We start from the raw sequence: 14,850 nt of genomic DNA on the forward strand, positions 1-14,850 counted from the left end.
CCGGCCCGGGCCTCAGCGCCCGTCCGTGCCGCTCGCGGGCAGGGGACGCTGGGCCGGGAGCAGCCCCAGCTCGATCCCGCGGGCGAGGGCGTCCTCGCGCCGACGCACCCCGAGCTTCCGGTAGATCGAGCGGAGCTGGCTCTTCACCGTGTTCACGGACACGGTGAGGCTCCGGGAGACGTCGACCGCGGTCGCGTGCCGCATGAGGGTGTCGAGGACGACGACCTCGCGGTCGGACAGGGGCTGGGGGAGGTCGACCGTCGCGGCGAAGAGCTCCGGCACGGGTTCCGCGTCCCCGATGAGGCGCTGCGCCGTCTGGTCCTTGCTCCGTGCCGCGAGCTCGACGAGCGTGAGGAGGTCGTGCCGGGCGGGGAGCGCGAGGGCGAACCGCAGCCGTCGGTCCTCGGCGACGCCGGCGAGCTTGTCCAGGGCGTCGCGCGCCTGCGTCTCCTCCTCGGCGTGCGTGAGGGCGGCGGCGAGCAGGACGGCGTGCGCGGCCCGCAGGCGTGGCGCGGCGGTCCGCGGCGGCGTGTGCGCGACGAGCACGTCCCGCGCGGTGCTCCACCGGCCGGTGAGCAGGGCGACGTGGGCCCGCAGCAGCCAGGTGAGCGACGACGTCGCCGGGGCGACCTTGAGCCAGGAGTGCACCGCGCCGACCTGGCCGCGCGCGAGCCCGAGCAGGCCGCTCACGTAGTCGAGGTGGTCGATGTCGCGCGCGGAGATGCGGCGGCGGCCGCGCTCGGACTCGATGTAGCGGCGCAGCCGCTCGATGCCCAGGGCCGGCTCGAAGGACACCAGGTCGACGTACGCCTGGACCGTGGCGACGACCGGGCGGGTCTCGAGCGTCGCGAGGTGCGGTCGCAGCACGTCGAGGTGGGCCTGGGCGCCGCGGGCGTCGAAGCGCTCGAGGCACACGATCGCGCGGGCGATGCGGTACAGGTGGTCGTCGCGCCCCGCGCGGACCTCGGCGTGGGGCGACGCCTCGATGACCTCGAGGTCGCGCACGGCCTCCGGCAGGTCCCCGCGGAGCGCGAGCACGAGCGCACGCAGCGACAGGCCGTAGAGCGTGCGGGGGTCGACGGCGGGGGAGCCGCCGAGGTCCTCGAGCGTGGCGAGCGCCTCGTCGTCCGCGCCCGCCCGCGCGAACGACATCGCGACCTCGGCGCGGAGCCGGGGCAGCTCGCGCACGAGCTCCCGGCGCTCGTCCACGCCCAGCTCGTCGAGCGTCTGCCGAGCCCGGCGCGCCGGCTCGAGCGCGCGCTGCGTCGCGTTCGTGGAACGCAGCGCGACGCTCTCGAGCACGTCCAGGACGACGCGTTCCGTCGTCGAGGTCGCCCTCGCCCGGGGGCGCAGGGCGGCCAGCGTCAGCTGGTACGTCTCGATCGCCTCGGTGCGCTCCCCGGGGACGCTGTCGTGGTGGATCGCGAGGGCCCCGGCGAGCAGCGGCCAGCGCCGCAGGTCCGTCTGCGGGAGGCCCTTGAGGACGTCGAGGCGGGCCAGCGCCTGCGGCTCGAGCAGCTCGCCCCAGTACCGCGAGACGGCCGAGGACGCGAGCCCGAGGTCGCCCGCGCCGACCGCGCGCCGCAGCGCCTCGACGGGATAGCCGTTCGTCAGGTACCAGCGTGCGGCGGCGAGCTGGGCGAGCCCCCACTCGTCCGGGTGCTCCTCGCGGACGCGCTCCGCCACGAACGTCCGCACCACCGGGAACAGGACGAAGACCCGGCCCGCGGGACGTCGCTCCCACGCACCCAGCCCGCGCTCCTCGAGCATCCACAGCAGCTGCGGTGCCGCGGGCTCCCGCGTCAGCGCCACGGCGAGGTCGGCGGTGAGGACGTCCGCGACCGCGCACCGCCGCAGGACCTGCTCGAGCCGAGGGCGCTCGGCGCCCTCGAGCTGCTTCTCGAGCGCGGCGCGCAGCAGCTCGTCGGCGACCTGGACGTGCGCCGGGGTCCCGTGGGAGCCGGCCATCTCCGCGGCGAGCATCGCGACCCGCAGGTACAGCGGCTGGCCGCCGGTGAGGACGTGCGCCTCCGCGGGGTCGAGGTCCACGCCCGCCTGGCGCAGCATGCGGGCCGTCTCGTCCCGGGTCAGCGGCAGCTGGTCCGCCGTGATGACGGTCCGGTCGAGCTCGAGCCCGACCGATGCGGCCTCCAGGGGGGAGACCGTGCTCGTGGCCACGGCCACGGAGAGGTTCGGGCACAGGCGCAGCAGGGCGAGGACGTCGTCGTGGACCGCGGCGTCCGTGACGTCCTGGTAGTCGTCGATGACGACCACGACCTCCCCGGGCACCGCGAGGAACGCGTCGGCCAGCCGGCCGGGCACGTCGTCGGGGGCGAGCTCCGCGGGACCCAGCGCGGCCTCGAACGCCACGAGCCCGGCGCGCGCGGCGCGTCGCGCGACCGCGCGCCAGAGGTCCGTCCGGGACATCTCCGGGATGACGGACAGCCAGAGACCCGGCGTGGCCCGGCGTCGGGACCACTCGGCGAGGAGGGAGGTCTTGCCCGCACCTGCGGGGCCGCGGACCACGCGGAGAGCGGCGTCCACCTCGAGCCGGTCGAGCAGGCGCTCGCGGACGAGCTCGGTGTGCGGGGGGCGTGGCGCCCCGTACAGACGGAACGTCGTCGTGTCCGTCACCGACATGCTGCCTCCGTGCTTCCCCCGCTCCACGGGCGGGCGGACGGACGGCGGCGAACCGCGTCCGGCCACGGCTCCGCCCCGAGAGCCGGCACCGCGCCGTGATCCGCTCTCACCCTAGGCGAGGAGGTGCGCCGGTTCTCGGGGAAGGCGGGTGAAGCGCTCGAACCAGGTCGCCCGCGGCTCCCGCCACCCCGGACGAAACGGGACGCCCGGGGACGATGCGGACAGCGCGGCCCCTCGCGTGCATAGGGGCCTCGGTCGCGTCCACCCGCGGACGCGACCGGAGAGGAGCCGCACGCCCATGTCTGTGCACCGGGCCCGCCCACGGACCGCGCTCGCCGCGGTGCTGGTGTGCGCCGTCGTGGTCGGCGCGTCCACGACGGCCCACGCCGCCCCGGTCGCCAGTGCCACGGCAGACCCGGGCGTCGCGCCCGTGGCGACGGAGACCCTCGCGCGGGTCGTGGAGGACGGCCGGCCCGGTGCCGCGGGTGCGGCGACGTCCACCGCTGCGGCCGACGGCACGGGCCCCGACGCGGCATCCGGCACGCACCCCGGCGCGGGCACGGACTCCGGCTCCGGCGCGGGCGCCGGCACCGTGGGCGTCGGGCCGGTCGTGCCTGCCGTGCCCGGCGCTCCCGTGCCGGACGGACCGGAGCCTCCCGCGCCCGGGTCGGCCGCTCCGGAGGAGGGCGCGTCTCCCTCCGTCCCCGCTCCCGACCCGGCGGCCCCGGAGGAGGGCGAGACGCCCCCCGGCCCCGACCCCACCGTGCCCGACGGCGGGCCCGCGCCCCGCGTGGTCGTGCTGCCGCCGGTCCTCGTCCGCGCGGCGGCCGGGGACGCGGTCTACCTCGTGCCGGTGGTCGAGGGCGTGCGCTGGTCCCTGGGCGGCGAGCCGATGACGTGCACCGTGGTCGTGGTCGACGGGTACCGGACCGTCGAGGCGCCGCGGGACGGCGGCGTCCTGCGGGCGACGGCCGTGGCGGAGGACGGCCACGTGCTGCAGCTCCCGGACGGGCGGTCCGCCGCCGAGGCGGTCACGGAGCTGCTCCCCGTCGTCACGGCGGTGCTCCCCGCCGCGCAGGACGGCCCGGGTAGGGCGGACACGTACACCGTGCCCGACGCCGAGGGCCTCGTCGTCCGCGACGCGACCGGCGCGGTGCTCCCGCCCGGCAGCACGCACGCCGTCGAGGGGTACCTCGACCACGTGGCGCGCGTCGTCCTGACGCTCTCCCCGGCCGCGGGCCTGCGGCTCGCGGCCGAGGGCGCGGCGGAGCCGGTGCTGCCGGGGTCGGACGGGTCGCGCGCCGTCGAGCTCGTGTTCTCCGGTCTCACCGAGGTCCGGGCGCCGACGCCCGTGGTCGTCGCCGCGCGCCCGGGCGCGGCGGCCGCGGTCGAGGTGCCGCGGGCCGACGGCGTGGAGTTCGTCCTCGACGAGCGGGTCCTCGCCCCGGGCCGCCATCCTGCCCGGGGCACGGTGACCGTGACGGCGCGCGCGCTCGACGGCTACGTCCTCGTCGGCGAGGCGTCGTGGGAGCTCGTGCTCGACGGGCCGGCCGTCCCCGAGGCGCCCGCCGCCCCGCCCGCGTCGCCTGCTCCGGCCGCCCCGGCGCCCGCTGCGACACCGGACGCGTCCGCGCCGACGACGGCGGACGGGCCCGCGCTCGACCTGGCGCCGGTGGTCGGCACGGCGGACCCGTCGGGCGCCGTCGTCGTGGCCGCGGGCGGGGCGCCCGCCGCGGTGCCACCGGCCCCGCCGCGCGGCGACGCCGGGTTCGACCTGCTCACACTGGTGCTGGGCGGGGCGCTCGTGTCCGGGGCGTGGGTGCTGCGCGCGCGCCGCGACCAGACGGCCTGACTCCGCCCAGCCGGGGTCTGGGAGCCGGGCGCCGCAGCCCGTCCAGCGGGCCGGGCGCGGCACGCCTCAGGCGCGCGGGCCGCCGCGGGCGCCGAGCCGCTCGACCAGGCGCGCGAGGACGTCGCCCGTGCGCAGGCCGTCGTGCTCGAACTCGTTCGTCACCCACGTGCGGACGTTGCCCACGCGCGCCGCCGTCTCGAGCGAGAGCCCGGCGTCGACGAACATGTCGTCGACGTACACCGCCGCCTCGACGGGCACCTCGTTGCGCGCGAGGACGTCGAGGTCGTACAGGTCGGGCCACTCCTCGCGCGCGGCGAGCGCCTCCGCCGCCGCGCGGAACGGCCGCAGCGCGGCGATCTCCTCGAGCATCCAGGGGTAGATCATCTCGCCGGTGAGGAGCAGCGGTCGCGCCGCCGGGTCGAAGGCCGGCTCCTCGGCGCGGACCGCCTCGGCGGCCCACGCAGTCGGGCCGGTGCCCGACTGCGCGTAGATCGACTCGTGGAGCACGGCGTAGAGCGGGTTGGTGCGGAACGACGTCGCCGCCGCGACCTCCGCGAGGAACGTGTCCGTGAGGGCGTCCGGCGCGTCCGCGTCGAACGCCTCGTCCACGAGCCAGTGGATGCGCTCCGGGCCGGGCTTCATCCCGAGGTCCGTGCCGAGCGACTGGAGCCGGCGCACGGTGAGCCGGTCGCCGTCGGGCAGGCGCACGTCGTCGGCCGCGAGGAGGTCGGCGACGCGCGCGAGACGGGCCGCGTCGTCCGGGTACCGCTCCCGGTAGGCGGCGTTCTTCGCGACGACGCGCGGCTGGGTGCGGCGGTACACCTCGCGCGCGTCCGCCGTCAGGCCGGGCAGCCCGCCCGTGACGTAGCACGCGGCGAGCGCCTCGGGCGCACGCGACAGGTACGTCATCGTGAGGAAGCCGCCGTAGGACTGGCCGAGCGACGTCCACCGCCGCCCGCCGTACACCGTCCGGCGCACGTGCTCGGCGTCGGCGACGATCGCGTCCGCCCGGAAGCGGGAGAGGTACTCCGCCTGGGCGGCCCCCGGGCCGCGCGCGGCGAGCGCCGCCCCGCGCACGGCCGAGGACCGGCCGGTGCCGCGCTGGTCGAGCAGCACCACTCGGTGCGTCGCGAGCGCGGTGCCGACCCAGCCGTCCGGCCCCGTGGGCCGGGGCCCCTTGCCACCCGGGCCGCCCTGGAGGAACACGAGCAGCGGCAGGTCGTCGTGACGCCGGACCGGGTCGACGAGCTCGCGCACGAACAGCGTGAGGCGGCGAGGGTCCGTGTCGTCGTCCCACACGAGCGGCACCTCGAGCTCGCGGTCGGTGACGTGTATGCCGGGCAGGGTGTACGCGGTCTCGTGGGCGACGCTCACCCGGCCACCCTAGCCGCGCCGCGCGCGGCGCTCCCGGCGGTCGGCGGCACGTGTCACAGCTCGACGGTCTCGTTCTCCCCGCCGTGGTAGCGCGAGCCGGTGACCTTCGCCTTGACCAGGCTGAACAGCGTCGCGACGCGGCCGCCAGGGGAGTCCCAGTACTCCGCGGAGTGGGCGTGCAGCCGGACGAGCACCACGCCGGGCGTGTCCGGGCCGTCGGGGAACCAGGCGTCGGCGACCGTGTTCCACAGCTCGCGGATCTTGTCGCGGTCGCGGACGACCGCGGCGCGCCCGGACACCGAGACCCAGGACGTCGAGCCCGAGAAGGCCGCGTTCGCCGCCGAGTCCCGCGCGATCTCGGCGACCTTGTGCGAGTCGGCGGCGGCGAAGAACCACAGGTCGCCGTCGAAGTCGACGGCCTGGACGCCCATCGGCCGGCTGACCAGGCTCCCGTCGGTCGCGACGGTGGTCAGCATGGCGATCTTCTCGTCCTTGATGAGCTCGCGGACCGTGGCGACCTCGTCGGAGCTCGCGTGGGGCTGCTCGTGGTGCGTGCCGGTCATGTCGTCTCCCGTCGTCGGGCCGCGGGGCGCGGCACCTCGACGCTAGGCACGACGCGCGCGACTCGCCCCGTGGGAGCACGACGAGGGGGCGGGGTGCGCGACGCCGCGGCGCCGTGCACCCCACCCCCTCGGCAGGTGGTCCCGGGACGGGCTACTGCTCCACGTCCTCGTCGACCCACTCCATGGTCTTCGTCACGGCCTTCTTCCAGTTCCGGTACAGGCGCTCGCGCTCGCCGGACTCCATCGACGGGCTCCAGCGCTTGTCCTCGGCCCAGTTGTCGATGACGTCCTGCTCGCCCTTCCAGAAGCCGACGGCGATGCCCGCGGCGTAGGCGGCGCCGAGCGCCGTCGTCTCGGCGACCTTGGGGCGCACGACGTCGACGCCGAGCTGGTCGGCCTGGAACTGCATGAGGAGCTCGTTGGCGACCATGCCGCCGTCGACGCGCAGCTCGGTGAGGTCGACGCCCGAGTCGGCGTTCATCGCGTCGACGACCTCGCGGCTCTGGAACGCCGTCGCCTCGAGCGCGGCGCGCGCGATGTGGTTGCGGTTGACGTACCGCGTGAGGCCCACGAGCGCGCCGCGCGCGTCGGGCCGCCAGTAGGGCGCGAACAGGCCGGAGAACGCCGGCACGAAGTAGGCGCCGCCGTTGTCCTGGACCTTGCCCGCGAGCCACTCGACGTCGGGCGCGTCCTCGAACATGCCCAGGTTGTCGCGCAGCCACTGCACGAGCGAGCCGGTCACGGCGATCGAGCCCTCGAGCGCGTACACCGCGGGTGCGTCGCCGATCTTGTAGCAGACGGTCGTGAGCAGGCCGTTCTTGCTCATGACCTTCTCCGTGCCCGTGTTGAGCAGCAGGAAGTTGCCGGTGCCGTACGTGTTCTTGGCCTGGCCGACCTCGAAGCACGCCTGGCCGAACGTCGCCGCCTGCTGGTCGCCGAGGATGCCGGCGATCGGGACGCCGGGGACGAGGCCGCGGGGCCGGCCGTGACCGTACACCTCGGACGACGACCGGATCTCGGGGAGCATCGACAGCGGGATGCCCATGTCCGCGGCGATGTCCTCGCGCCAGGAGAGCGTGTCGAGGTCCATGAGCATCGTGCGCGACGCGTTCGTCACGTCGGTGACGTGCACGCCGCCCTCGGTGCCGCCCGTCATGTTCCACAGCACCCACGTGTCGGTGTTGCCGAACAGCAGGTCGCCCTTCTCGGCCTTCTCGCGCGCGCCCTCGACGTTGTCGAGGATCCACTTGATCTTCGGGCCGGAGAAGTAGGTGGCGAGCGGCAGACCGACGATCGACTTGTACTTCTCGGGGCCCTCGTCGCCGCCGAGCTCGTCGACGATCTTCTGGGTGCGCGTGTCCTGCCAGACGATGGCGTTGTAGACGGGCTTGCCCGTGGTCTTGTCCCAGACGACGGCCGTCTCGCGCTGGTTCGTGATGCCGACGGCCGCGATGTCCTCGTGCGTGAGGTTGCCTCGGGTGAGGGCGAGACCGACGACCTCGCGCACGTTGTTCCAGATCTGCTCGGGGTTGTGCTCGACCCACCCCGCGCGCGGGAAGATCTGGTCGTGCTCGAGCTGCCCGGTGGAGTAGATCTCCCCGGAGTGGTTGAAGACGATGGCCCGGGAGCTCGTGGTCCCCTGGTCGATGGCGAGAACGTAGTCGGCCATGGTGCGTTCAGTCCTTCACGTCGGTGTGGGTGTGGTTGCGGCGTTGGTGCCCGGCGCCCGACGGCGCGGGTCGCGTGACCGGGGAGGCCCCCGGCTCCCCGGTCACGCGGGGGAGAGGTCCGGTCGTCCGGGTCGGTCAGACCCAGGCGGCCCCGAGCAGGCCGGCGAGGACGCCGCCGACCAGCGGACCGGCGACCGGGACCCAGGCGTAGGCCCAGTCGCTCGAGCCCTTGCCCCGGATCGGCAGCACCGCGTGCGCGATGCGGGGACCGAGGTCACGGGCAGGGTTGATGGCGTAGCCGGTGGGACCACCGAGGCTCGCGCCGATACCGACCACGATGAGCGCGACCGCGAGCGGCCCCAGGCCGGACGGGGTCTTGCCGGACGCCACGACGAAGAACACGAGCACGAACGTCGCGATGACCTCCGTGACGAAGTTCCACGCGTAGGAGCGGATCTCCGGGCCGGTGGAGAACACCGCGAGCTTGGTCGCGCCGGGCGCGTCCTCGTCGAAGTGCTTCTTGTACGCCAGGAACGCCAGCACGGCGCCGATGAAGGCACCGATCATCTGGGCCCCGAAGTACAGGAACATGTTGCCGACCGTCGGCTCGATGGTCGCCGTCACGAGCCCCTCGGGGCCGGTCACGGAGAAGAACGGCTCCTGGGCGGTGAAGAGGCCGATGGTCACGGCCGGGTTGAGGTGCGCACCCGACTTGTAGGCCACGTAGACGCCGGCGAAGACCGCGAGGCCCCATCCGAAGTTGATGAGGAGCCAGCCGCCGTTGAAGCCCTTGGTCCTCGGGAGGACGACGTTCGCGACGACGCCCGCGCCGAGGAGGATCAGTGTCGCCGTGCCGAGTATCTCGGACCAGAAGGCGTTCATGAGGAGTTGATCCATCGTGCTCTCTCTTTCGTGGTGGACTTCTCTGTCTCAACCGTCCCGACGCACCTGAGCGCCGGGTCCTCGGGTCGGTCCGCCGTCGGCGTGGCGCCCCGTGGGGTCGGTGTGCGGGGCCCCGGGGCCGACCCGTCGGTCGGCCACCGGGGCTCGCTCGCGGCGATGTGCAGCTGTCAGGTCGTGCGGAGCGGCTGGAGCGGCGCGACGTCGGGCGCCTCCAGCCGGGTGCGCTCGGCGGACGCGTCGTCGGGCTCCTGCTCGGCGGCGGCCTCGGCCTCCGCGCGGGCGGTGTAGCTCGCGATCTCGGCGTCGCGCGTCGCGTCGTCCCACCCGAGGATCTCGGCGGCGACGGCCGCGATCTCGGGCAGCGCGGCGAGGCCCCGGTCGGGCACCTCGTAGTTGAGCCGCGTGCGGTGCAGCAGCAGGTCCTCGAGGTGCAGCGCCCCCTCGTGGGAGACGCCGTACGCGATCTCCGCGCGCAGGTACGCCGGCGCGTGCTCGAGCGGGCGGGCCAGGTCCGGCTGCGCCTCGCACAGCTCGACGAGCTCGCGCAGGTTCGACCCGTACCGGTGCAGGAGGTGGTCCACCATGGCCGGGGTCCAGCCGTACCGGGACGCCCAGGGCCGTGCCTGGCGGCGCACGGCGTCGAGGCCGACGGCGCCGAGCAGCGGGATCTTGTGCGTGATCGACGGCAGGGCGCTCGCGCGCTGGCCGATCGCGAAGTCCACCGCGTCCTTCGCCATGACGCGGTAGGTGGTGAGCTTGCCGCCGGCGATGACCGTGAGGCCCGGGGTCGGGGAGGCGACCGTGTGCTCGCGCGAGACCTTCGCGGAGCTGGTGCCCTCCTTGGTGCCCGGCTGGAGCAGCGGCCGCAGGCCCGCCCAGGTGCCGATGATGTCGTCGCGCGTGAGGGGGTGGGCGAGCACGGCGTTCGCGTGCTCGAGCACGTAGTCGATGTCGGCCGCGGTCGCGACGGGGTGCTGGAGCTCCTGCTCCCACGGGGTGTCGGTCGTGCCGATGACCCAGTAGCGGGACCACGGGATGACGAACAGGACCGACTTCTCGGTCTGCAGGATCAGCCCGACCTGGCCCTTGATGCGCTCGCGCGGCACGACGATGTGGATGCCCTTGGACGCGAGGACCCGCAGCCCGCCCTCGCTGCCGGCGAGCGCCTCGGTGTCCTCCGTCCAGACGCCGGTGGCGTTGATGACGGCGCGTGCCCGGACGGTGATCTCGCGGCCCGTCTCGAGGTCCTGGAGCACGGCGCCGTTCACGGCGCCGGTCGAGCCCTTGGTGAGCGAGACGACCTGCGTGCGGGAGGCCGCGTGCGCGCCGTACGACGCGGCGGTGCGCACGAGCGTCGAGACGAGGCGGGCGTCGTCGACGGACGCGTCCCAGTACTGGACGGCGCCGACGGCCGCGTCGTGCGCGAGGTCGGGGAACTTCTTCTCCATGCGGCTGCGCGACAGGTGCCGGTGCAGCGGCATCGCGCGGCGTCCGGGGGCGACGCTCGCGAGCGTGTCGTAGAGCGCGATGCCCGCGCCGACGTAGGCACGCTCCCACACGCGGTGCTCGAGGGGGTACAGGAAGGGGACCGGGCGCACGAGGTGCGGCGCGATCTCCTTGAGCAGCAGGTCGCGCTCGGTGAGCGCCTCCTTGACCAGGTGGAAGTCGAGCATCTGCAGGTAGCGCAGGCCGCCGTGCACGAGCTTGCTCGACCGGCTCGACGTCCCCGCCGACCAGTCCTGCGCCTCGACGATCGCGGTGGAGAGACCGCGCGTGACCGCGTCGAGCGCGATCCCGGCGCCGGTGACCCCGCCGCCGATCACGAGGACGTCCAGCTCGGCGTCCGCGCTGGTGCTGGCCTCGAGCGCGGCGAGCGCCTGCCGCCGGGAGTCCGCGGTGAGTCTCGTGGATGCCATCCGTCTTCCTCTCTCGTCCCTCGGTGCTGCGGCACGCCGCGGGACGATCGCGCCCACGGTGCGCTCACAGCGACGGTCCCACGCCCGACCAGGGTGCGCGAGCGGGAACCGCCGTGCGCGCACCGGGGTCTCCGGCGCGAAGGCACACGGTCCAGACCACCACGCTGCGAACGCCCGCGCAACCGTGGTGCACGAACGTGCAGAATGGGGGTGACGGGAAGGAGACCGCGATGGTCGATCGGGAGCAGGACGTCCTGCGCGCGGCGTCGATGTACTACCTCCAGGACATGAAGATGGAGGCGATCGCCAAGCACCTGCACACGTCGCGGTCCACCGTGTCGCGGCTGGTCAAGCGGGCGCGCGACACGGGCCTGGTCGAGATCTCGCTGCGCCCCGCGCGCAGCCGCGGACCGGGGCTCGGGCAGCACCTCGCGAGCACGTGGGGGATCGACGCCTACGTGGTCCCCGTGCCCGACCAGGCGCCGCAGGTCGAGCGGCTCGAGCAGGTCGCGCTGACGACCGCGCGCCTGCTGTCGACGTGGTTCGACTCCGACATGATCCTCGGGATCGCGTGGGGCACGACCCTCTCGGCCGTGTCCCGGCACCTGCCCCGCAAGCCGACCCGGGGGAGCGCCGTCGTGCAGCTCAACGGGGCGGCGAACACGCGGACGTCGGGCGTGCACTACGCGGGCGACCTCATCGCGGGCTTCGGCAGCGCGTTCGACGCCCACGTGCACCATTTCCCAGTGCCCGCGTTCTTCGACTACGCGGAGACGAAGCGCGCGATGTGGCGCGAGCGGTCCGTGCGCCGCGTGCTCGACGTGCAGCACCGGGCCGACATCGCGCTGTTCTCCGTCGGGGCCGTCGCCGGCGGCGTGCCGTCGCACGTGTACTCCGCGGGGTACCTCGACCCTGACGACATCGCGGTCCTCGACGCCGAGGGCGTCGTCGGCGACGTCTGCACCGTGTTCCTCCGCGCCGACGGGACCTACCGCGACATCGCGCTCAACGAGCGCGCGACGGGGCCGGCCCCCGAGGAGCTGCGGCGCGTGCCGCGGCGGGTGTGCGCCGTCGCGGGCGACAACAAGGTGGCGCCGCTGCGCGCGGCCCTGCGCGCGGGCGTGGTGACCGACCTCGTCGTCGACGAGATCACGGCGGCCCACCTCGTCGGGGGCTCGTGAGCGCAGAGCGCACATATGCGCCCTGATGCATGACTATGCAGCGGGTGCTCCGCGCGCGTACAGTGTCGCGGTGCCCACGACCTCCGCCGTCCGTGTCCGTCCCGCCCTGCCCGCGGACGTGCGGACGGTGCGCGCGCTCGTGCAGCCCTACGCCGAGGACCGCATCCTCCTGGCCAAGGAGATGGTCGGGTACTACGAGGCGGTCCAGGAGTTCGTCGTCGCCGAGGTGCCGGACCCGGACGCGGCGGACGGCGCGGACGCGCGGCGCGTCGTCGGGTGCGGGGCGCTGCACGTCATGTGGGACGACCTCGCGGAGATCCGCACGCTCGCGGTGGACCCGGCGTGGCGCGGGCACCGAGTCGGGCACGCGCTCGTCGTCGAGCTCGTCGCCCGCGCCCGCGCGCTCGGCCTGCGGCGCGTGTTCTGCCTGACGTTCGAGGTCGACTTCTTCCGCGCGCACGGCTTCCGCACCATCGAGGGGACGCCCGTGTCCCCCGAGGTGTACACCGAGCTCCTGCGCTCGCACGACGACGGCGTCGCCGAGTTCCTCGACCTCGCGCGCGTGAAGCCCAACACGCTCGGCAACACGCGGATGCTGCTCGACCTCGACGGCCCTGCCGTCCCCGGCGGCCCCGCCGACCTCGACCGCGACCGGGCCGCGGACGTCGCGCGCGGCTGACGGCCCGCCCGCCGCGTCAGACGGGGAGCCGGTAGAGCACCCCGCCCGGCCCGTCCTCCTGCTCGACGAGACCGTCCTCGACGAGGCTCGCGACGCACCGGTCGAGCTGCGCGGCGTCGTGCCACACCTCGGCCACGACGCCGCGCGGCACCGGGCCCGGCGCGTCGCGCAGCGCCGCCATGACCCGGCCCCGCGCCTGCCGGTCGGTGCCGGCCCAGGCCTGCGTGCGGCGTCGGGCCGCGTGCTCGTCGCCGGGGCGCCCGGCCAGGCGCCACGCGCACGCGTCGCGGACGGGGCAGACGCCGCACCGGGGCGCGCGCGCCGTGCAGACGAGCGCGCCGAGCTCCATCGACGCCGCGGCCCACAGCACCGCGTCGTCGTCGTCGGGCGGGGCGACGGCGGCGGCGGTCGCGCGCTCCGCGGCCGTGTAGGACGGCGCGGGCAGCGCGACGCCCCCGACCGCCCGCGCCAGGACGCGGCGCACGTTCGTGTCGACGACGACCGCGCGGCGCCCGTGCGCGAACGCGGTGACCGCCGCGGCGGTGTACTCGCCGACCCCCGGCAGCGCGCGCAGCGCCTCCTCGCCGCGGGGCACCTCGCCGTCGTGCCGCTCGACGATCGCCCGGGCGCACTCCTGCAGGCGCAGCGCGCGCCGCGGGTAGCCCAGCCGGCCCCACGCGCGCAGCACGTCGGCGGTCGGTGCGGCGGCGAGGTCGGCCGGCTCGGGCCAGCGCTCCATCCACGCCCGCCACGCCGGCTCGACCCGCACGACCGGCGTCTGCTGCAGCATGACCTCGCTCACCAGCACGCCCCACGCGGTGCGGTCGGCCGCCCGCCACGGCAGGTCGCGGGCCGTCGCGCCGAACCAGCGCCCGACGGCGTCCCTCAGCCCCGCGTGCGGGTCACCGGGCGCGGTCGTGCTCGACGGCGCCGGGCGGGCGCGGCCGTCGGGACGCGGCGAGCGCGGGGCGGGGGCTGGCACGGGTGGGTCCTCGGGAGGGTCGGGGCGGCGGGCCGGGGGACGGAGCAGATCGACAGGACAGGCGCACAGGCAGGTGCACGGGCCGGACACATTGTGCCCCGACCTGCGCCGCCGTCGGCGCGGCACCGGCGCCGCGGGGCGGCCCCGCGGCTAGCGTGGTCCCGACCAGCACGAGCACGACGGAGGACCCGTGAGCACGCCGCGGACCGACCGCACCCCGAGGCCGAGCACCCGCCCCAGCACCGGGCCGGGCGCCCCCACGCGCGCCGCCCTGGTGCGGCGTCGGCTCGTCGCGCTCCTCCTGCTCGTCGCGCTCGTCGTCGGCCTCGTGCTGCTCGGCCAGGTGGCCGTCCGCGCCGTCGGGCCGCTGCTGAGCGGCGACGCGAGCGCGCAGGAGGGCAAGTCCCCGCCCCCCACGCCCGAGGCCGCGGGGCCGCCCCGCGACTGCACGGCGGCGTCGCTCGAGCTCGCCGTGACGACGAACGCCGCCGAGTACGCGCCCGGTCGCGCCGTGCAGCTCGACGTGACCGTCCGGCACTCCGGCGGGCGGCCGTGCCTCGTCGACGGCTCCGACGCGGGCCGCCAGGTGCTCGTCTACTCGGGCGACGAGCTCGTGTGGTCGTCGGCCCACTGCGGGTCCACCGAGCGCCTGCTGCTCATGAGCACGGGCGACGAGGACCCGTCGCGGCTCGTGCGGTGGGACCGGCACCGCTCGGTCGAGGGCTGCGCGCCCGACCAGCCCGAGGTCGAACCCGGCACGTACACGGCGGTGGTGAGCATCGCCGGCGTCGACGGCGCGACGAGCGAGCCCGTGACCTTCACCCTGCTCGCCCCGCCCGCGCCCACGCCGGACCCGGCCCAGCCCACCGCCCCGGCGGACGGGACCACCCCGGCGGAGGGAGCCCCGGCGGACGGGACCGCTCCCGCCGACGGGACGGCCCCGGCCGACGGAGCGCCGCCGGCCGAGGGGACGGCGCCCGCCGAGGGCGCCGAGCCGCCTGCCCCGTCCGGTCCTCCTGCCGACGGCGCGTAGACCGGCGGCGCTGCCCCCGCCCGGGACGCTGCCCCACCTCTGGGAGGGGCCTTCGGA

11 protein-coding genes are annotated in these 14,850 nt (G+C 75.6%); 4 read left to right on the forward strand and 7 right to left on the reverse strand.

Features of this window, described 5'->3' with window-relative positions; genetic code table 11:
* Nucleotides 1–12: 12 nt before the first annotated feature.
* Nucleotides 13–2,640, reverse strand: coding sequence for a LuxR C-terminal-related transcriptional regulator (locus GWJ10_RS18380; RefSeq protein ID WP_163188844.1), 2,628 nt, complete (start codon nucleotides 2,638–2,640; stop codon nucleotides 13–15).
* 298 nt (nucleotides 2,641–2,938) lie between these two features.
* On the opposite strand from GWJ10_RS18380, the gene GWJ10_RS18385 reads away from it, so the two are divergent.
* A complete protein-coding gene (locus GWJ10_RS18385; protein ID WP_163188845.1) occupies nucleotides 2,939–4,492 on the forward strand; it encodes a hypothetical protein in 1,554 nt (517 codons plus the stop codon).
* A 66-nt stretch (nucleotides 4,493–4,558) separates the two neighbouring features.
* On the opposite strand, the gene GWJ10_RS18390 is transcribed toward GWJ10_RS18385, so the two are convergent.
* From GWJ10_RS18390 to GWJ10_RS18410, 5 genes are all read right to left on the reverse strand, one after another.
* Nucleotides 4,559–5,866 carry an alpha/beta fold hydrolase gene (locus GWJ10_RS18390; protein ID WP_206158443.1) on the reverse strand — a complete coding sequence of 436 codons (1,308 nt, stop codon included), beginning with the start codon at nucleotides 5,864–5,866 and terminating at the stop codon, nucleotides 4,559–4,561.
* 53 nt (nucleotides 5,867–5,919) lie between these two features.
* Entirely contained in the window at nucleotides 5,920–6,429 is a 510-nt protein-coding gene (locus tag GWJ10_RS18395; RefSeq protein ID WP_163188846.1) for a pyridoxamine 5'-phosphate oxidase family protein, read from the reverse strand.
* 151 nt (nucleotides 6,430–6,580) lie between these two features.
* Nucleotides 6,581–8,098 (reverse strand): glycerol kinase GlpK, encoded by a 1,518-nt coding sequence (gene glpK / locus GWJ10_RS18400; RefSeq protein WP_021482287.1) that lies wholly within the window; start codon nucleotides 8,096–8,098, stop codon nucleotides 6,581–6,583.
* A 136-nt stretch (nucleotides 8,099–8,234) separates the two neighbouring features.
* Nucleotides 8,235–8,981, reverse strand: coding sequence for an MIP/aquaporin family protein (locus GWJ10_RS18405; protein ID WP_233139602.1), 747 nt, complete (start codon nucleotides 8,979–8,981; stop codon nucleotides 8,235–8,237).
* 188 nt (nucleotides 8,982–9,169) lie between these two features.
* The gene (locus tag GWJ10_RS18410; RefSeq protein WP_061266713.1) at nucleotides 9,170–10,918 is read right to left on the reverse strand and encodes a glycerol-3-phosphate dehydrogenase/oxidase; all 1,749 of its coding nucleotides are present in this window, start codon (nucleotides 10,916–10,918) and stop codon (nucleotides 9,170–9,172) included.
* 230 nt (nucleotides 10,919–11,148) lie between these two features.
* Between GWJ10_RS18410 and GWJ10_RS18415 the strand changes: the two genes are divergently transcribed.
* Nucleotides 11,149–12,099 carry a sugar-binding domain-containing protein gene (locus tag GWJ10_RS18415; protein ID WP_034655252.1) on the forward strand — a complete coding sequence of 317 codons (951 nt, stop codon included), beginning with the start codon at nucleotides 11,149–11,151 and terminating at the stop codon, nucleotides 12,097–12,099.
* A gap of 25 nt (nucleotides 12,100–12,124) precedes the next feature.
* Nucleotides 12,125–12,778, forward strand: coding sequence for an amino-acid N-acetyltransferase (locus GWJ10_RS18420; RefSeq protein WP_163188847.1), 654 nt, complete (start codon nucleotides 12,125–12,127; stop codon nucleotides 12,776–12,778).
* 16 nt (nucleotides 12,779–12,794) lie between these two features.
* Here GWJ10_RS18420 and GWJ10_RS18425 read toward each other — a convergent pair whose 3' ends face one another.
* The gene (locus tag GWJ10_RS18425; protein ID WP_241005904.1) at nucleotides 12,795–13,667 is read right to left on the reverse strand and encodes an A/G-specific adenine glycosylase; all 873 of its coding nucleotides are present in this window, start codon (nucleotides 13,665–13,667) and stop codon (nucleotides 12,795–12,797) included.
* A gap of 283 nt (nucleotides 13,668–13,950) precedes the next feature.
* On the opposite strand from GWJ10_RS18425, the gene GWJ10_RS18430 reads away from it, so the two are divergent.
* Nucleotides 13,951–14,793, forward strand: coding sequence for a hypothetical protein (locus tag GWJ10_RS18430; protein WP_163188848.1), 843 nt, complete (start codon nucleotides 13,951–13,953; stop codon nucleotides 14,791–14,793).
* Nucleotides 14,794–14,850 lie beyond the last annotated feature (57 nt).

This window comes from Cellulosimicrobium sp. SL-1, from assembly GCF_011033075.1.
GTDB lineage: Bacteria > Actinomycetota > Actinomycetes > Actinomycetales > Cellulomonadaceae > Cellulosimicrobium > Cellulosimicrobium funkei.